Source organism: Proteiniclasticum sp. C24MP, assembly GCF_043951855.1.
Classification (GTDB): domain Bacteria; phylum Bacillota; class Clostridia; order Clostridiales; family Clostridiaceae; genus Proteiniclasticum.
Map to the genome: position 1 here is coordinate 83,452 of NZ_JBINJW010000005.1, position 18,655 is coordinate 102,106.

Sequence of the window (18,655 nt, forward strand, 5' to 3'; positions counted from 1 at the left end):
AATATCAAGTATCGATATTACAATATCCTTATATGATATCGATACTTGATATTGAAGTGAGGTGTTGAAATTGGCGAAGAAAGCGCTGGATGGTCTGACGGAAAGCATGTTCTATGTGCTCATGGCGTTCCAGAAAGAGGAGATGTGCGGTACCGATGTGGTGGAGTTCATCGAAAACAAGACGAAAAGAAGGGTGGTCATGGGTCCCGGTACCCTTTATACCATCCTGGCAAGGTTTGAAGAGGAAGAGATCATTTCGGAGACAGCGGTGGAAGGCAGAAAACGTACCTACGAGATTACGCTCAAAGGTAAAAGACTCTTTCAGGAGGAGCTCCTTCGGCTTAAAAGGTGCGTCATGGACGGAGAAAGCGAGGTAACGCTATGAAGATGAAAAGGAAAATGATTCCGGTGGATATCTATGACATACCGGCCATGCAGAGCTATCTCAGCGATATGGCGGCGGAGGGACTGTTTCTTAAAAGAATTGCAACCTACGGGCACTTTGAAGAAGGAGAGCCCAAAAGAGTCCTCTACCGGCTGGAACCGCTCATGAGAGAAGAGGAAAAGCCCAGAGAGGACCAGCTGGATGCCTACAAGGCGTATGGATGGGACTATGTATGCACCATCAGGAACGGATTCCATATCTACAGCACGGAAGATAAGGACTTCAGGGAGCTGCATACAGACCCTATGACCCAAAGCTATGCTTTTTCCCATCTTGAAAAGAAGCTGAAGCTGTCAAGCCGCATCTATCTCATATCAGTTCCACTTCTTGCAGTGCTGATTCTACTGCCTGTGTTTCATCAGGAACAGCCGATTCTTTATGCTGTGCGGTACGGAAACGGCTCCTATCAGGTCATGATGCTGATTCTCTATGCATTTCTCTATTATCAGATCCATACAAGCAGAAAGAAACTGAAACTGCTTCAGGACGGTCTGGAGAAGGGGGAAGAATTACCCAGGAAGCGTGTTTACCATAAAAGCTATGCGCCTTATGTCATCAACGGAATTCTGGGATTGTTCGGCGTGATCATGATATTCAACTCTTTTCTTCTGCTGACTAGAGGATGGGAGAAGAATCTTGCAGAGATCAGTGAACCCATTCCCATGATACAGCTTACGGATATTGAGCAGAAGGAAGGCTTCATCAAAGACCAGGACGGGTATAGAGATGAGGAAATCCGTTATGACTGGACAGAACTTGCTCCGGTCATCTATGAACTCCATCAGAGTGGTGAAGTGAAAGGAGAGATGTGGGCAGATGGATCCGGAACCTATTCCCCTTCCCTGAGCAGCGAATACTATGAAGTGCGGTTCGCCTTCCTGGGAAAACGTCTTGTCAAAGAGCTCATGGAAGATACACTGGAATTTTACAGATACAGACCCATCCAGCATCAGGAGCTCTTCATCGAGGGGGTTGATGATGCCATTCTGGTAAAGAGTGAAGATACACAGATGTTCTTCGGGCGAATCGGGAAAAGTGTGCTCTATGTCCGGTATCACGGCTATGAAGACCTCTCTGCTCACCTTGATGAGATCTATGACACCTTGAGAAACTATCAGAAAGAGAAAATGTAACTGCTTCTATCCTATATAAGGAAGCCATGAACTCCGTGATGAAGATCCGGAGTTCTATTTCATGTCTGAGGCTGTTTTACGACGGAATGAATTAGAAGCTATCAGAGGAGAAGAGGCATAATGATGGGAGAAGTCCCATGGTTCTAAGCTCCAGTAACCTGGGACCTTAGGGGTTAAGGAAAACATAAGAATTTCTTTGTTTACAGCAGTATTATATGGTGCTAAAATGAGAAAAGATTTCCGACCGACCGTTCGGTCGGATGATTCCGAGGAGGATTTTACATGTTTTCGAAATACAGCGTAAAAAAACCATATACCGTAGTGGTGGCGGTGATACTCACCATTGTACTTGGTGTGATTTCATTTATGGGCATGAAGACCGATCTTCTGCCCACCATAGATCTGCCTTATGTAGTCGTCATCACGCCCTATCCAGGTGCAAGTCCTGAGAAGGTGGAGCAGCTGGTCACAAGGCCCATGGAGGCGGCACTGGGTACGTCCAGTGGACTGAGCAGCATACAGTCCGTTTCCAGTGAGAACTCCAGCATGATCTTCATGGAGTATGTCCAGGGAACCAACATGGACAGTGCCATGATCGAGCTCTCAGGAAGCATCGACCAGGTGAAAGGATCCATGGACGAAGGCATCGGGTCTCCGATTCTCATGAAGATCAGCCCGGATATGCTGCCTATTTTTGTCGCCAGTGTAGATGTGGAAGGTATGGAGCTGGATGAGCTTTCAGAATTCGCAGAAGAAGTGGTTATGCCTTCCTTTGAAAGACAGGAAGGTGTGGCGGCTGTCACTGGAAGTGGACTTGTAGAATCAAGACTGGAGATTTCACTTGTGCCGGAAAAGATTGCAGCCCTCAATGAAAAAGTGAAAGGCAATATCCAGACGGAACTTGCCAAAGCGGAAAATGAGCTGAAGGATGCACAGGAAGCCCTGGCATCCGGTCAGAAGACTCTGGCAACAGAATCCACGAACCAGAAGGAGCAGATTGCAAAAGCAAGTACCGAACTCAACAGTGCCATGGGGAATCTCAATGCCCTGCTGGCAGAAGAAGCAAGTCTTACCGCGGAAAAAGCGGCGCTGGAAGCGGCGAGAGAACAGCTTGGCAGCATTCTGGACATGAATGCCGTATTTGAAAGCATCTTCCCGGATGGTGCGGAAAACCTCACGCCGGAGGATTTTCAGGCCATTCTCGACAGTATCCAGTCAGGAGTTCCTGAAAATATGGAAGGAATGACTCAGGAAGGAGCTGCGCAGCTTTCAGAACAGGCTGCGGAAGCCATCAAGACGCTGATTGCAGTGGAACTGGATCTTCAGAGCATAAACATCAGGCAGATGACCTTAAATGCCATGAAGCCACAGCTGGAGAGTGGACTGAATGAAGCGAAGAGTGCTTATGAGCAGCTGGAAGCGGGTAAGATCACCATGGCGGTGGAGCTGGCCAAAGCCGAAGTCCAGATGCAGAACGGTATGACGGAACTGGATAAAGGGCTGGCCACTTTTGAAGAATCCAAAGAGGAAGCGCTGAGCAGCGCTGACCTTACCAACATACTGACAGAAGAGATGATCTCCAACATACTGAAGGCGCAGAACTTCAGTATGCCTGCAGGATACATCGCCGAGGGAGATGATCAGATTCTCGTCAAAGTGGGAGACAATTTCGAAGAACCACAGGAAATCGACAGTCTTGTTCTGTTCAGCATGGAGCCCATCGGGGATATCTACCTCAATGAAGTGGCTGAAGTGGGCAAGAAAGACAATTCTGATGAACTTTATACCAAGGTCAATGGAAACAACGGTGTTCTTCTGACATTCCAGAAGCAGAGTACTTCCTCCACGGCGGAGGTCTCCGATGCCATAGAAGCTGAAATCGAGAGACTGGAAGCAGAGAACGAGGGGCTCAGCATCACACCGATGATGGACCAGGGAGACTATATCGACATGATCACAAGCAGCGTCATGCAGAATCTTCTTTTCGGAGGACTTCTTGCGATTCTGGTACTGATCATCTTCTTAAGAGACCTGAAACCGACCTTCGTCATCGCACTGAGTATTCCCATCAGTCTGACCTTTGCAGTGGTGCTGATGTATTTCAGTAATGTTACCCTTAATGTGATCTCCCTGTCGGGTCTTGCCTTGGGAGTAGGTATGCTGGTGGACAACAGTATCGTTGTCATCGAGAACATCTACAGACTCCGTAAAGAGGGGATGCCTGCTGATGAGGCAGCCATTCAGGGTGCGAAAGAAGTTTCCGGAGCGATTTTCGCTTCCACCTTGACAACCATTTCCGTCTTCCTTCCCATCGTATTCACGGAAGGGATTTCAAGGCAGCTCTTCACGGATATGGGGCTGACCATAGCCTATAGCCTGGTAGCCAGCCTTATTGTGGCACTGACACTGGTTCCATCCATGGGTGCCACGCTTCTTCGAAAAACCAGCGAGAAGCCGCACAAGTGGTTTGATGGAACAACACGCGCCTACGAGAAGGCGCTGTCCGTGGCGCTGAGATTCAAGCCCCTGGTGATTCTTTTCGCTGTGGGCATGCTGGGTCTGAGCATTTTCGGGGTCACTCGAATCGGTACAGCATTCATTCCAGAAGTGGATTCCCCTCAGATGTCTGCGACCTATGAAGCGCCGGACGGTCTGAAGACCAGTGAAGTGAATGCGCTGAATGATGAAGTGGTGGAGAAGATTCTATCCATAGAAGCGGTGGAGACTGTTGGCGTCATGCGTGGCGGCGGAGCAGGCTTCATGGGATTCGGCGGAGGCGGAGGAATGCAGGGTGCAGATGCAAGCACATTCTATATTCTTCTGAAGGACGACAGAGAAATGACCAACCGTGACGTGGAAAGAATGATCTATGAAGTGACGGAAGACATGGGTGGAGAAGTCGCCGTATCCGCATCCAATATGGATCTGTCTGCCCTAGGCGGCAGCGGTATTCAGGTGCAGATCAAGGGCTTCGACCTGGACACCATGGCTGACATCGCGAGAGATGCGGCAGCTCTTCTGGAAGAAACGGAAGGAACCGATGAGGTTACTACGGGCCTTGAAGATGCTGGAGAAGAAATCCGAATTGAAGTGAACAAGGACAAAGCCATTGTAGAGGGACTCACCGTGGCACAGGTGTTTGCGGAAGTATCCTCTGCCCTGAGCGAGGAAATCACTGCAACGCAGCTCACAGAGATGGGGACCAGTTACCCTGTGGTGCTTCTGAAGCCAAGTATGGAAGGCCTCTCAAGAGATACCATCGGAGACCTTTCCATGGATGTTACCTTACGAGATGGTACAGAAAAGACCATCATTCTGAAAGACATTGCCGACATTTCCGTGACGGAAAGCGTCATGTCCATAAGAAGAACGAATTCCAGCAGATACATGACGGTATCGGCCTCCATTGCTGACGGCTACAACATCGGCCTTGTGAGCAGAGACTTTGAGGATAAGCTGAGCAGCCTGGAAGTGCCGGAAGGATATGTGGTGACACTGGAAGGAGAGAACGAGACCATCCAGGACACCATGGGAGATCTGATCATCATGATTCTTCTGGCCATTGTGTTCATCTATCTCATCATGGTGGCGCAGTTCCAGAATCTTCTGTCCCCGTTCATTGTACTGTTTACACTGCCACTGGCCTTTACAGGCGGATTCCTCTTGCTGTACATCCTGGGGATGGAGCTTTCGGTCATATCGATGCTCGGATTCCTGGTACTGGCTGGCGTTGTCGTCAACAACGGTATCGTGTTCGTGGATTATGTGAATCAGCTGAGAGAAAGAGGCTATACCAAGCGGGAAGCACTGCTTAAGGCTGGTACCACAAGACTGCGTCCCATTGTCATGACTGCCCTCACCACGGTCCTAGCTATGGCTACACTTGCCATGGGCTACGGAAGCGGTGCGGAAATGATGCAGCCCATGGCCGTGGTTACGGTGGGTGGACTCTCCTATGCGACACTTCTGACACTCTTCATCGTTCCGGTTCTCTATGACATCTTAAACAGAGAAAAAAAGAGAGACATGGAGGAAGAGAACGGACCTGCTCCTAAAGAGGAGGGTACTCATGCATAATACGGAGAAGTACACACAAAAGCAGATCCTGATCTTTGAAGGGGTCATGACCCTTCTTAGAGAAGGAAGACAGATTCACGAATTGAAAGTGGCGGATATCGCAGAATCCTGCGGTATGGGAAAAAGTACAGCCTATGAATATTTTTCAAGCAAGGAAGAGATTATAAGAGAAGCTCTGGGCTATCACCTGAAGCAGAGCTTCATGCAGCTTACGGAGTTTGTGTTCAAGGAAACCACCTTCAAAGGGATGGCAAGAAATGCACTGGACTATCTGGAAAAGAGTCTGGAAGAACGATTCACCGGTATTTTTCTCATGCTGCTTACAGAGAAGCATGAGAAAATGAAAAGCGGATCCTACATGGATGAAAACATGCAAATGAAAATGGAGAGCATTGTTCTCTACCAGATCGAGCGTGCCATGATCCGAGGCAAAGAGGAAGGTCAGATCGGAGAAGAGATGACCCTTGAAGATGTGAGGATGACGACTTTCGGATTCTTCACAGCTTATGTCCATGAACTTGTACAGCTGAAAATGACAGAGTGCAGAGTGCAGAGGCCGGAGCTTACCGAGAGTCAGGCGAGAGAAGAGATTGCTGTCTTAAAGGACAGAACACTGAAGCTTTTATTGAAGACGCTGCACTGATTGAAGCTCTACAGTAAACATAGGAATTCAGATAAAGAGCCCCATCAGAAGATCAGTTACTGGTCTTCTGATGGGGCTCTTTCATGTAATAAAACAGATATTAAAGGTGAGGTTTCATAACAACGAATGTTAGTGCTTTCAGTCCAGTTTCTTCTTGAAATAGAACTTGAAATAATCAATCAGATAATTCTGTGCTGAGGTATAATTAATTCTCTTTCGCCAGAAGAATGATATTTTCCATGGAACAGGTTCTGTAAATGGAGTAGCTTTTATACCTTTCATATTGAACAGATTCTGAATCGCAATGGGGAGGAATGTTATTGTATCCTGATCCTTAATGCTTGCAAAAAGGTAATCCCAGGAGGACGCAGTCAACATGCTTTTGACCTTTACATTGTTTTCAGACAAGTGATTCTGGAAGATATGATGTGCAGAATAGGTATCGTCAACGATGGCTATATCCTTATTCTCCAGATCTGTCCAATGAATTGACTTTTTCGACGCTAGTTCATTATTTCTTGACATGTATAGAGCAAATTCACTAAGATGAATGTCTATAAAATTGAAATGATCATCCTGATACAAGTTTGAATCAACGAGAATAGCAAAGTTGATTTTCTCATTTTTCATCATTTCTTCCAATGTATGTCCGCCATATTCCAGAACAGTAACTTTGACCTGATCATTTTTGGATTTGATTTTATTGAGAAAGTCAGTGAATAAAGTCGTAATCACAAGAGGCGGGATACCTAAAACAACTTCTCCTTCCTCACTTCTGGAACGAAGTTCTATGATTCCCATTAGTTCATCATATTCGGAGAGGACTCTCTTCGCATGGTCATAAATGATCTGACCATCGACGGTGAGATGAGAGAGTCTGCCTTTATGACGCTCAAAAATCATAAAATTTACAGTAGCTTCCATCTGAGAGACAGATTTGCTGAGAGCTGGTTGAGATATAAAAAGTTCTTTTGAGGCTTGAGTGATGTTAAAACCATTTTCTACAATAGCCACGAGATATTTCAGTTGAAGTATATTCATAATCAGTACCTCCCGTTGTCTTGATTTATAATTGCATATTATCGTTTGATGCATGAGTCTGTTTTTCAGTGAGCAGCAAAATTTGTGAATCACAGAGGATCACCACCCGCTTTCAATCAAACAATCATTATATTTTCTTTCGTGGAAAAGAGATTTTTGATAAAAATCTAATTAAAATCAGTATATACCATAAGCATTGGTTATGGAAAGATGAAATTTTAGTATTAGACGAATATTCAGAAAAAAGGTTTAATGATTGTGAAAGCGTTTACGATAAATATTGAAGTCGGGAGAATGAATCAGTTGATATTATGAAGAATACACTTGATGAAATTCCCAGGAGGGAAGCAAAATGGAAAAGAATACTGCAGCAAAGTTTATCGCTAAAAGAATCGCAGGAGATCTCGAGTATGGTTCAGTAGTAAATCTTGGTATAGGACTTCCAACTTCTGTATCTGATTATATTTCTGATGATATGGAGGTCGTGATGCATGCTGAAAATGGCGTGGTTGGCATGGGTTCTGGCACCTCTCTTGACGAGATATATAATAATGCCTCCAATAGAGGATATGCTGTTAGTGAGGTAACTGCTCTTCTTATTAATGCAGGTTCTACGAAGGCTGGAATACTAAGAGGGGCATCTTTCTTCGACAGCAGTGCGTCATTTGGCTTGATTCGCGGAGGTCATGTGGATGTGACTGTACTTGGCACCATGGAAGTGGACCAGGAGGGGAATATTGCAAACTGGATGATTCCGGGTCAGAAGCTCAATGGAATGGGTGGAGCAATGGATCTCTGTGTTGGCGCAAAAAAAGTCTTTATTGCTACCTATCATCAGACAAAAGGAAAGCCTAAGCTTCTGAAGAAATGCAGACTTCCACTGACAGCCAGGGGCGTTGTCACAACAATTTATACGGAGATGGGCGTTTTTGATGTGAATTCTGAAGGACTCAGAGTAAGAGAATACAATCCGCAATTTACTCTTTCAGAAATTCGGGATGCTACAGAAGCAGAGCTCATCATAGACGATCATGTTAAGAAAACACCTGATTATTATTTTGAAAATCTATGATTGATGATGATTTTCACAGCTACAGCAAATGAAATATGAATACGAAAGGAGAAAAGTATGAACGGGAACTTATTAGCACTATTAGTTATTGTTGTGTATGTTATTGCATTATTTGCGTTTGCGTATTACGCAAGAATCAGACAGAAGAAAATGGAGATGGGGAAGGAGGAAAATGCAGAAAGTTACCTTCTGGCTGGAAGATCCTTTGGTCCGTATCTTGTCATGTTTACCCTTATCGGGTCAGCCATTGGAGCAAATGGAACCGTTGGTATCGCACAGAACGGATATAAGTTCGGAATTTCTGCCGGATGGTATGATGGTGCTTTTGGAATAGGTATTATTATTACGGCATTATTGTTTATTAAAAAACTGAGGAAAATGAATATCACTACCGTCACGGAAGTCTATGGAGACTATTATGGGGAATCCACCAGAGCATTAGTCTCTGTCGGACAGATCTTCATGATCTATACCATCATGGTTGCACAGTTTGTTGCTGGAGGATCTATTCTGAATAGCCTGATGCCTGAATATTTCTCCTTTAATGGAGGAATGCTTGTTTCAGCTGTCCTTTTCATTGGAATTACACTCATCGGAGGGCTCTCCTCCGCTGGAGTCACCAATGTTGTAAATATCGTGTTTCTTTATGTGTCTGTAGCTGTGGCGGTAATTTTTGCTGTGAATAATATCGGAGGAATGGAGAACCTGCTTTCCAGTCTACCAGACCGGGAACTCTTTACGCATCCTACGAAAGGACTTTCGTTAGGCATAACGATATCCTATCTTGCACTGTTTCTTGTTAATGTACCCACTGGTACAGCCACCATACAGATGGCTTTCTCCGCAAAGACTGAGAAGGCGGCTTTCTGGGGATATATAGGAGCGGGGCTTCTGGTGCTTCCATTTGGTTTTTTCACAGCACTACTTGGAATGGCTGCGGCGATAGAGTTTCCTGGTCTTGAAAACAGTGCTTCGGCTCTACCGATGCTTGTGACGACATTTCCACCTCTGGTGGCAGGATTTATACTGGCGGGTTTATGGGCGTCAATTATTTCTTCAGCCACAACCTATATCCTCGGGGGTTCTGCATTATTTGTCAATGATGTCTATAGGAATCTCGCGAAGGGAAAAAGAAACAACAGGAAAGAGTTACTGATTTCCAAGCTGGTAGGACTTGTATTTGCTTTAGTGTCTCTGTTTACAGCATTCTATGTAAGAAGTCTTCTGCAGTTTACAACATTAGGATTATCCCTATCTGTAGGATACTTCATCATTCTCATCGGATCACTGTATCTGCCAAAAACAGCGAAGAAGTCCACCGCAAATGTTGTGCTTCTGGTGAGCTTTGCAAATATAGTACTATGGCTTCTTATACCATCGTTAGCATCAGTTCTCCCACATGTTGTATTTCTACACCTGATCACATGCCCAATTGCATATCTGCTAGTTATGCTGCTGGATAAGAGACCTGCTTACTTCAGAACTTCTGCCTACACAGAAAAATACGGTAAGAAATCAGCAGTTTCATAAACATGTTACATCCTCAACGAAGGCGATCCATCAGTGATCGCCTTTATTTTTTTTTGCTGATTGCAGTACTTAACGCGTGTGTAAGGAAGGTGGAAGTTTCTATAATAACCGTATAAATCTCAGTAATGGGTAATAACTGGAGATATTACGACATTCTAAATCTGAAGCCCTAAAGAGATGAACAATTTGATGATTTGTCAATGATAAAATTGATTATTTTTATCAACATAACCCGAGGTTATGGATAGATGAGTTTTGTAAAGTAGACGATTACAGAACTGAATGGTTATATAGAACTGTAAGCGTTTTCGGGTTATAGCGAAACTTCTAGTTTAAAGGAGGAATAATTTTGAACAAAGTAGTAACTTTGGAACAGGCAATTGAGAATATCAAAGACGGATCCACTATCATGATCAGTGGATTTGGAGGAAATGGTGCACCACATACGGTAATAGACGCATTGGTGGAAAAGAATGTCAGGGATCTGACACTGATCTGCAACGACTCTGGTGTTAAGGATTTTGGGGCAGGAAGATTATTCACGAACAATCAGGTGAAGAAAGTCATCTGTTCCATTATAGGACCCAATCCTGTCTCAGTGGTGCAGCATGCAGAGGGCACTCTTGAAGTAGAGCTCTACCCGCAAGGAAGCCTGGCTGAAAAAATCAGAGCTGGCGGATATGGTCTAGGTGGTGTTCTGACGAAAGCAGGTCTGGGCACGCTGGTTGAAGAAGGAAAGCAGAAAGTAATGGTTCAAGGAGAAGAGTATCTTCTGGAAGAACCTTTAAAGGCAGAATTCGCATTAATATATGCTTCCATAGGGGATACAGCAGGAAACTGCAGATACTATGGATCCGCTCATGCCCATGCGCCAAGTATGGCCGCTGCAGCAGATTACACAATCCTAGAAGTGGGTCAGCTTGTAGAACTTGGAGAAATTGAACCCCAGGATATTCATACACAACAGGTATTAGTAGATGCCGTAGTTGTAAAAGGAGGAAAATAATGGATAAAGCAGCAGCAGCAAAGTTTATTGCGAAGAGAATTGCAGGAGATCTGAAGAAAGGTTCCCTGGTGAATCTCGGTGTAGGTCTACCTACAGCAGTGGCAGATTATGTGACTGAGGATATGGATGTCCTGATGCATGGAGAAAATGGAGTAATCGGACTTGGCTCCACTGCATTTGATGTCATCAAGAAAACAGAAGGAAAAGATAAGAAGCTTGTTGAGCAGGAAGATCTGGTTATTAACGCAGGTGCTGGAAAGACTGGCATATCCAAAGGAGCCTCCTTCTTTGACAGTACTGTTTCTTTCGGTATCATTCGCGGTGGACACATTGATGCAACCGTACTGGGTACCATGGAAGTGGCAGAGAATGGTGATATCGCTAACTACATGATACCAGGCAAGAAGGTTGCGGGCATGGGTGGAGCGATGGATTTATGTGTTGGAGCAAAGAAGGTATTCGTGGCAACCTACCATACTGCTGGAGGAAGACCCAAAATCCTGAAGAAATGCACATTACCACTGACTGCCAAAGGTGTCGTTACAAGTATCTACACAGAAATGGGCGTATTTGATGTAACAGATGAAGGAATAAGAGTACGAGAATACAATCCAGAATACACATTAGAGGAAATCAAGGCTGCTACTGAAGCAGAACTGATTGTTCCCGATGATGTTCAAACAACACCTGCACATTATTTCGAAAATCTTTAAAAGATAGATTATAAGGAGAAGATTATGACGAAGAGAAGAATAGAAGATCCAGTAGTTATTGTAGGCGCAGCCAGAACTCCAGTTGGAGCATACCTTGGAGAACTAAAGACTGTTCCCACTGAGGAACTTGGTGCCATCGCACTGAAAGAAGCGGCTAAGAGAGCAAAGATTGAACTGTCAGAGATTGATGAAGTTGTTACTGGACATGTCAACGGTACACAGGTCCACAATAATATTTCAAGAGTCATATCTCTACTTGCAGGATGTGCAAAAGAATCTACAGCTATGAGTGTCAATAGAATCTGTGGATCAGGGTTTCAGTCTGCAATCAATGCATATCAGGACCTGGTGCTAGGTGATGCGAAAATCGTCGCAGCAGGCGGAGCTGAAAGCCTGTCAAGAGCAGAATTTTTCCTTCCTTTGGAAACAAGATACAACCCGCTGAAATCTGGAGACTTTAAGGTGCTTGATGCGAATCTGGAAGGTCACAGAAATGCTCAGCCAAGAAGCATGTATCCACAGATCACTCATATGGGAGATACTGCGGAGATTCTTGTGGAGAAATATAATATTTCAAGAGAAGACCAAGACCAGTTTGCTTTCGACAGCCAGATGAAAGCAAAAAGAGCTCTAGAAAACGGAAGATTTTCTCAGGAAATAGTACCTGTAGAAATCAAGGATAGAAAAGGGAACGTGACAGTAGTAGATACAGATGGTCATCCAAAGCCAAACACTTCACTTGAAAAACTGGCAACCATCAGACCGGCGTTCAGAAGAGATGGAAAAGGAACTGTTACTGCAGGAAATGCTTCTGGACTTAACGATGGAGCAGGTTATGAGATCTTCACAACAGAATCTGTAGCAAAGGAAAAAGGACTGGATATCCTCGCTAGAATGGTGGACTATGCTATTGTAGGTGTTGAACCAAGTGAAATGGGTATGGGCCCAGTTCCAGCGATCCGAAAGATTCTGGAAAACAATGATCTGACACTGGAAGACATCGATATCCTCGAAATCAACGAAGCTTTCGCAGGACAGACCTTAGCTTGTCTGAAGGAGTTAGGTAATTACATTGGAACACCTCTATATGAGAGACTGAATCCGAATGGTGGAGCAATTGCACTTGGACATCCTCTTGGAATGACTGGTGCAAGAATCATAACAACAATGCTGTATGAGCTAAAGAACCATCCGGAGAAGAAGTACGCTCTCGGTTCAGCATGTATTGGTGGTGGACAGGGAATTGCAGTACTTCTTGAAAATCCCAGTGCTAAATAGGAAGGGTGAGAATTGATGAGTAGAATAGTAGTAGTGACAGGTGCAGCTCAGGGAATCGGATTTGCCATCGCGAAAGCGTTTGTAGCAAATGGAGACTTCGTTGCTGTTGGAGATCTTAATTTTGAAGCTGCAGAAGCAGCAGCTTCAATTCTTGGAAATGCTAAAGGATATAAATTAGATGTAACAAATGAAGATAGTGTAGTAGAATTCTATAAGAATCTGCTTAGCGATAAGGGGACAGTTGATGTAGTTGTGAATAATGCAGGACTTCAGTTTATATCAAGTGTTGAGGATTTTCCGATTGAAAAATGGAACCTGCTGATTAATGTCATGCTTACAGGACCATTCCTTATGTCTAAACATGCACTTCCAGAAATGAAAAAGAAAAAATGGGGAAGAATCATCCATATTTCTTCTGCCCACGGTAAAATGCCGGATGCGTATAAATCCGCATACTGTGCTGCAAAGTATGGAATTCTAGGACTCTCTGCTGTGACGGCTCTTGAAACAGCAAAGGACGGTATTACTGTTAATTCAGTGCTTCCAGGTCCAGTTCGAACAGACTTGATTGAAAAACAGCTGCCAAAACTCGCAGAAAGGGATGGAAGTACAGTTGAAGAGGCTATGAATCATCATATTCTAGGCAAGCAATGGATGAAGCGTCTTCTGGAGCCAGAAGAAATCGCAGATTCAATCGTATTTCTTGCATCTGACAAGGCCGCTGCGATTACCGGAGAGGAATTGATGGTAACCGGTGGCATGTAACAAATTATATAGTAAGGAGGATAACTCATGAAAAAAATAGCTATCATTGGTAGCGGAGTCATGGGACATGGAATCGGACAGCTTTATGCACAACATAATAGTGACGTGACCATGTATGATCTGAATGACCAGGCACTGGATAAAGCAAGAGAAATGATCAGTGACAGTCTCAGTGCCATGAAAGAGAAGGAAATCATCACAGATGAAGATATTAGAAACACATTTTCCCATCTGACCTTCACCACGGATCTCAGTGAGGCGGTGAAAGGTGCAGAAATGGTAGTAGAAGTGGTACCTGAAGTGCTGGACCTGAAACATAAAGTCTACCGTCAGATTGAAGAAGTGGTATCTGATGATACCATCATCGCATCGAACACTTCTGCTATTCCGCTGACAGAACTTGTGGAGGATGCAAGTCATCCAGAACGTTTCATCATCACGCATTATTTTGCGCCAGCTCAGATTATTCCTCTGGTTGAAATAATTCAGCTGGAAGGAAAAACTAAACCTGAACTACTTGAAAAAGTACAGAAGTATCTTAAAAGCTGCGGGAAATCACCTATTGTACTAAAAAAAGAAGTGCCTGGATTCATAGCAAATCGTATGCAGATGGCGCTGATGAGAGAAGCATTCTGGCTTTATGAAAATGGGATTGCATCAGCAGAAGATATTGATACGGTTCTTAAGGACAGTATCGGATTCAGATATGTTTTTCTTGGACCGCTTGAAGGCCAGGATATTGCTGGAATCGGTACAACCTATAACGTCAGCAAAAAGCTTTTTCCGGTTCTTGATGATCGAAAAGAACCGCATCCATTTCTTCAGGAGATGATGGATAATAATACAGTAGGAATCAGGTCCAACAAAGGTTTCTATGAGTACACAGAAGAAAGTGGAAAAGAAAAGATAAGAAGACGTAATGACAACTTCCTGGAAGTATTCAAACTCAGGCAGAAGCAGCAGGGCAATAAGTAAAAATCCAATATTAAGGAGAGAACACTATGGAAATTGTTGGTGTATTAGGTTTATTTTTAGCCATCGGTTTTATGATCGGTGCAGCTTACAAAGGATATCATGTCATTCCCGTAACAATTATAGCATCACTTATAGCTATCATTACAAATAATGTTGGTATTTGGTTTGGGCTATCGGATGCCTATGCGACAGATATGAAGAATTTCGTGGGGAACTATTTGATCATGTTCTTCTTAGGCGCACTGCTTGGACAGATTCTGTCAAGAAGTGGAGCTGCCAGAATGGTCGGTGTAACCCTTGCGAAGAAATTCGGAGCGAAAAATGCACTGCTTATTACGGTTTTGACCTCTTCCATTCTAGCTTATGGCGGAGTATCTGTATTTGTTATCGTATTTGCAATCTATCCCATCGCACTTTACCTTTTCCAGGAAGCGGATATTCCTAGAAGACTGATTCCCGGAGCTGTAATGCTCGGAGCAGGATCCTATGTCATGACTGCCATGCCTGGATCCCCTGCTCTGACCAATGTCATCCCTACGACCTATCTTGGTACTACGGTCACCGCAGCACCTGTCATTGGTATCATAACTTCCATTGTCATGTTCGTGTCAGGTTTCTATCTTTATTCTCTTTATGTGAAAAGAGTAAAGGCCAAGGGAGAACATTTCGTGGCTGGCGTGAATGATAATATTGCGGAGCTTTCTGCAGAAGAAGAAGCGAAGCTTCCAAGTTTTGCGAGTTCCATCATCCCGTTAGCAGTAACTGTTGGTATCATTTTGGCAGAACGTTTCCTGAACATCGGACTTCCTGCTGTATTTACAGTCATCATCGGTTTGTTTGCGGGTATCGTGGTGGGATATATTCTTCATCGGAATCGCATACTTGACTTCAAAGACACACTTCATACAAGCGGGACCGGTAGTGTAAACGCGCTGATGAACACAGCTGCTGTTGTAGGTCTTGGTGGTGCTGTGAAAGCTGCACCAGCATTCCAGGCACTGGTTACATTTGCACTGAATATCAATCTGCCTGTTCTATTCACTACTGCCATTGCTGTGAACATAATTGCCGGTATTACTGGGTCCTCTTCCGCAGGTATCACAATTTTCATGTCGACATTTGCAGAACCTTTTCTTGAAAGGGGAATACATCCGGAAGTTCTTCATAGAGTTGCTGCTATCAGCGCAGGTGTCCTCGATTCGCTGCCTCATGCAGGCCCTAATGTGACATTTCTGAGTGTAGCAGGTCTCAAATTCAAAGAAGGCTACCCTGGTATTTTCCTGGCCATCTGTATTGTTCCATTCATCGGACTGGTTACCGCATTAATCGTAGCATCACTGGGATTAATTTAGAAGGCTCCAGCTCAATAAAAGGGTTGGATTCACCTGAAACGAGTAGACCACTCTGAAGACATCAATAACAGAAAATTTTGCAAAACAACATACCATACCATACAAACAACTATTCAAATGAGAAATCACTGTTATGAATGTTGAAAGAGTAAAGGAAAGAGAATGGGAATACTGGCTGACAAGTAAGGAAATCATCATGAGCCTGGTAAAATAAATGTTTTACCAGGCTTATCCATTTAAGAAGTACAATTTAAAGGTACGCATCAATACATATGTAATGTTACCCAGATCATATTTCATAGAAAAAGAGGAGAAGATGACGTGTATTATTTATTATTTGTTGGAATTATTCTATCCATCCTTTGGCTAATTTTCGCATCCTTCAATAAATTCAGCGTTCTTCTATCTGCACCTGTTGCAGTAGTCGTTGTAGTGCTGTTTAGTGGAGTTGGTCTCACGGAGAGTCTTTTTGACAATGCCGGTTCCTATGTATATTATCTGGCTGATTTTGTGAAAGATTTTATCTTTATCTTCATACTGGGTTCAATCATGGCAAAATATCTTCAGCTCAGTGGTGGCATTCAGACCATAAGTAGTGCAGCCGTAAAGATCATTGATGTCAAGAATCCAATGCACGGTATGATCACTGTTTTTCTGATAACATCCATTCTCACATATGGTGGAGTATCTCTTTTCGTCGTGATGTTTGCGGCAGTTCCATTGGCAAGGTCACTTTTCAGCAAGATGAATATACCATGGAAACTCGCCCCGCTACCGATTATTCTGGGTTTAGGGACCTTTACTGCAGGTACGATTCCAGGTTCGCCTTCCGTTATCAATGTAATACCAACCAAAACATTAGGAACCAATCTTATGGCTGCTCCATTTATGGGCTTAGCAGCTACTACAGTCATGATTGTGGTTTCCGTTGCCTATATGCATTATGTGGTGAAAAGTGAGATGAAAAACGGAAATGAACTTATCACAGAAGAGCTGGAACAGGATCAGCCAGATCACAGACCAGGGATTTTTCTGAGTCTCCTACCAATTTTCATGCTGATTCTGATTATTATATTGGGTAGTTCATTCAATGTGGATAATATTCTTATTATTGCATTGACTGCAGTCATTATTGTTGAATCTTTTGTATATAATAAATATATAATATCACATGTTCATGTAGTGAATGCGGGTACTTCGGATGCCCTGATCCCGCTGCTTTCTACAGCTTCTACCATCGCCTATGGAAGTTTTATTGCAGCTAATAGTATTGTTTCAGACTTTACAAGACAATTCATCGATCGATTTTCCAATAAACTACTGACTGGTTCCATTGTTACAGTCGTCTTTTCCATCATAACAGCATCCGCTTCTGGTGCCATTGGAATTATTATGGCTACACAAGGAACTTATTTCATCGATCTTGGGTTGAATGCTGATACAGTTCATCGTGTTCTTTCCACTGCTTCAACCCTCGCACCAAACATGCCTCATTCAGGAGTAGTTATAGCCCTATTAACTTTGTCCAATTTGAGTCATAAGGAAGCATTCAAACATTTACTCATCGCACCGTTCCTGGTAGGTGCAGCAGGATTGCTAGTATCGCTCCTTCTTGCATAGAATGAGGAGTTCTATATGGAAACAGCTAATTATGAAATAAGCAGAAGCCCCTTTACTGGATTCCTGGTAAAGGGGCTTCTGCTTATTTCAGTCCACGCGGATCCGGTTATTCAAACCATCAAACTGTATTCGGATCCAGTCTTTGATTTCCTCATCCGAATAATCAGAGAGAATTCTGCTGTTGACCCCTTCCAGTATGGCGAAGTAGACGAGGTAGATGTAGTCCACAATTTTCTTCGGCTCCATGGAAGTCTTCAGCAGGCCTTCCTTCTGGGCTTTCTCAACCATACGGTATTTATCATCATACAGTTCCTGATTCATGGTGTGATATCTTCTACGGATCTCTTCCAGTTCCGGGATTTCATCTACCATGAAGAAGAAATTGTCTCCGAATACGGAGATGTGTTTTACAAACTGAAAGATCATGTCTTCCACCTGGTTTATGAAAGACTTGTCTGTGGAGAAAACTTCCTGATGGATCTGTCTTAAACCTTCCTCGAATCGATCAAATGCAGCGCTGTAAAGACCATGCTTGTCTTTGAAATAGTAATAGACAGGGCCTCTTGAAATGGAGAGGCTGTTGGTGATGTCTGTCAGCTTCGTGGCTGCATATCCTTTTGTGGAGAAAATTTCGATGGCTTTATCAATGAGCTTATCTATTGTTTCTTTGTCCATGGTTCTTTCTGACATGAGACCACCTCCTGATTCATATTTTATCACAGGTTCAGGGGAGTTGGGACAAAAATGTGGAAATGACAGGAGGATGTGGCAGAGGATAAGACCTTTAAAAGAACCAGTAAAAAAAGTTATGTTAAAATTTTATCTGAATCTATTTAAATTCGTTAAATAATAAACTATAATAAACAAGAATTATACATGCATGCATGTATGTTATTCGGAAAATAACGCTTCAAACCATTGTGATAAGATGAATTCTGCTTTACCCGGGTTTTAAAGCTTAGCTTATTGCAAAGGAAAGGAGTCTTATTTTTAACGAAAATATGT

The 18,655-nt window shown here is 43.5% G+C and carries 15 protein-coding genes; 13 read left to right on the forward strand and 2 right to left on the reverse strand.

What is annotated here, in order from left to right:
* Window positions 1-70 precede the first annotated feature (70 nt).
* The 4 genes from ACHAL6_RS06030 (at window position 71) to ACHAL6_RS06045 (ending at window position 6,298) form a co-directional block, all read left to right on the forward strand.
* Window positions 71-385 (forward strand): PadR family transcriptional regulator, encoded by a 315-nt coding sequence (locus tag ACHAL6_RS06030; RefSeq protein WP_395269347.1) that lies wholly within the window; start codon window positions 71-73, stop codon window positions 383-385.
* Window positions 382-1,578, forward strand: coding sequence for a DUF2812 domain-containing protein (locus ACHAL6_RS06035; protein WP_395269348.1), 1,197 nt, complete (start codon window positions 382-384; stop codon window positions 1,576-1,578). The genes ACHAL6_RS06030 and ACHAL6_RS06035 overlap by 4 nt, the downstream gene beginning before the upstream one ends.
* Before the next feature lie 282 nt (window positions 1,579-1,860).
* Window positions 1,861-5,655 (forward strand): efflux RND transporter permease subunit, encoded by a 3,795-nt coding sequence (locus ACHAL6_RS06040; RefSeq protein ID WP_395269349.1) that lies wholly within the window; start codon window positions 1,861-1,863, stop codon window positions 5,653-5,655.
* On the forward strand, window positions 5,648-6,298 hold the full coding sequence (locus ACHAL6_RS06045; protein WP_395269350.1) for a TetR/AcrR family transcriptional regulator: 651 nt from the start codon (window positions 5,648-5,650) through the stop codon (window positions 6,296-6,298). Before ACHAL6_RS06040 ends, ACHAL6_RS06045 begins: the two co-directional genes overlap by 8 nt.
* Before the next feature lie 138 nt (window positions 6,299-6,436).
* On the opposite strand, the gene ACHAL6_RS06050 is transcribed toward ACHAL6_RS06045, so the two are convergent.
* Window positions 6,437-7,432, reverse strand: a complete 996-nt coding sequence (locus ACHAL6_RS06050) for a LysR substrate-binding domain-containing protein (RefSeq protein ID WP_395269351.1) — start codon at window positions 7,430-7,432, stop codon at window positions 6,437-6,439.
* Window positions 7,433-7,691: 259 nt separating this feature from the next.
* Between ACHAL6_RS06050 and ACHAL6_RS06055 the strand changes: the two genes are divergently transcribed.
* The 9 genes from ACHAL6_RS06055 (at window position 7,692) to ACHAL6_RS06095 (ending at window position 17,650) form a co-directional block, all read left to right on the forward strand.
* Window positions 7,692-8,411 carry a 3-oxoacid CoA-transferase subunit B gene (locus tag ACHAL6_RS06055; RefSeq protein ID WP_395269352.1) on the forward strand — a complete coding sequence of 240 codons (720 nt, stop codon included), beginning with the start codon at window positions 7,692-7,694 and terminating at the stop codon, window positions 8,409-8,411.
* A gap of 57 nt (window positions 8,412-8,468) precedes the next feature.
* Window positions 8,469-9,941: a sodium:solute symporter family protein gene (locus tag ACHAL6_RS06060; protein ID WP_395269353.1), complete on the forward strand. Its 1,473-nt coding sequence runs from the start codon at window positions 8,469-8,471 to the stop codon at window positions 9,939-9,941.
* A 349-nt stretch (window positions 9,942-10,290) separates the two neighbouring features.
* Window positions 10,291-10,947: a CoA transferase subunit A gene (locus tag ACHAL6_RS06065; RefSeq protein ID WP_395269354.1), complete on the forward strand. Its 657-nt coding sequence runs from the start codon at window positions 10,291-10,293 to the stop codon at window positions 10,945-10,947.
* A complete protein-coding gene (locus ACHAL6_RS06070; RefSeq protein ID WP_395269355.1) occupies window positions 10,947-11,660 on the forward strand; it encodes a 3-oxoacid CoA-transferase subunit B in 714 nt (237 codons plus the stop codon). The genes ACHAL6_RS06065 and ACHAL6_RS06070 overlap by 1 nt, the downstream gene beginning before the upstream one ends.
* 24 nt (window positions 11,661-11,684) lie before the next feature.
* Window positions 11,685-12,938, forward strand: a complete 1,254-nt coding sequence (locus ACHAL6_RS06075) for a thiolase family protein (RefSeq protein ID WP_395269356.1) — start codon at window positions 11,685-11,687, stop codon at window positions 12,936-12,938.
* 15 nt (window positions 12,939-12,953) lie between these two features.
* Window positions 12,954-13,703: a 3-hydroxybutyrate dehydrogenase gene (locus ACHAL6_RS06080; RefSeq protein ID WP_395269357.1), complete on the forward strand. Its 750-nt coding sequence runs from the start codon at window positions 12,954-12,956 to the stop codon at window positions 13,701-13,703.
* Between the two features lie 27 nt (window positions 13,704-13,730).
* Window positions 13,731-14,678, forward strand: a complete 948-nt coding sequence (locus ACHAL6_RS06085; protein WP_395269358.1) for a 3-hydroxyacyl-CoA dehydrogenase family protein — start codon at window positions 13,731-13,733, stop codon at window positions 14,676-14,678.
* A gap of 26 nt (window positions 14,679-14,704) precedes the next feature.
* Window positions 14,705-16,030: a GntP family permease gene (locus ACHAL6_RS06090; RefSeq protein ID WP_395269359.1), complete on the forward strand. Its 1,326-nt coding sequence runs from the start codon at window positions 14,705-14,707 to the stop codon at window positions 16,028-16,030.
* A 321-nt stretch (window positions 16,031-16,351) separates the two neighbouring features.
* A complete protein-coding gene (locus tag ACHAL6_RS06095; protein WP_395269360.1) occupies window positions 16,352-17,650 on the forward strand; it encodes a GntP family permease in 1,299 nt (432 codons plus the stop codon).
* Window positions 17,651-17,737: 87 nt separating this feature from the next.
* On the opposite strand, the gene ACHAL6_RS06100 is transcribed toward ACHAL6_RS06095, so the two are convergent.
* Window positions 17,738-18,340, reverse strand: coding sequence for a TetR/AcrR family transcriptional regulator (locus tag ACHAL6_RS06100; protein WP_395269361.1), 603 nt, complete (start codon window positions 18,338-18,340; stop codon window positions 17,738-17,740).
* Window positions 18,341-18,655 lie beyond the last annotated feature (315 nt).

Bases quoted from the DNA above. Each gene is read 5' to 3' on its own strand.
- ACHAL6_RS06035 (WP_395269348.1), top strand. From the start codon at position 382: ATGAAGATGAAAAGGAAAATGATTCCGGTGGATATCTATGACATACCG.
- ACHAL6_RS06040 (WP_395269349.1), top strand. From the start codon at position 1,861: ATGTTTTCGAAATACAGCGTAAAAAAACCATATACCGTAGTGGTGGCG.
- ACHAL6_RS06045 (WP_395269350.1), top strand. From the start codon at position 5,648: ATGCATAATACGGAGAAGTACACACAAAAGCAGATCCTGATCTTTGAA.
- ACHAL6_RS06055 (WP_395269352.1), top strand. From the start codon at position 7,692: ATGGAAAAGAATACTGCAGCAAAGTTTATCGCTAAAAGAATCGCAGGA.
- ACHAL6_RS06060 (WP_395269353.1), top strand. From the start codon at position 8,469: ATGAACGGGAACTTATTAGCACTATTAGTTATTGTTGTGTATGTTATT.
- ACHAL6_RS06070 (WP_395269355.1), top strand. From the start codon at position 10,947: ATGGATAAAGCAGCAGCAGCAAAGTTTATTGCGAAGAGAATTGCAGGA.
- ACHAL6_RS06075 (WP_395269356.1), top strand. From the start codon at position 11,685: ATGACGAAGAGAAGAATAGAAGATCCAGTAGTTATTGTAGGCGCAGCC.
- ACHAL6_RS06080 (WP_395269357.1), top strand. From the start codon at position 12,954: ATGAGTAGAATAGTAGTAGTGACAGGTGCAGCTCAGGGAATCGGATTT.
- ACHAL6_RS06085 (WP_395269358.1), top strand. From the start codon at position 13,731: ATGAAAAAAATAGCTATCATTGGTAGCGGAGTCATGGGACATGGAATC.
- ACHAL6_RS06090 (WP_395269359.1), top strand. From the start codon at position 14,705: ATGGAAATTGTTGGTGTATTAGGTTTATTTTTAGCCATCGGTTTTATG.
- ACHAL6_RS06100 (WP_395269361.1), bottom strand. From the start codon at position 18,340: ATGTCAGAAAGAACCATGGACAAAGAAACAATAGATAAGCTCATTGAT.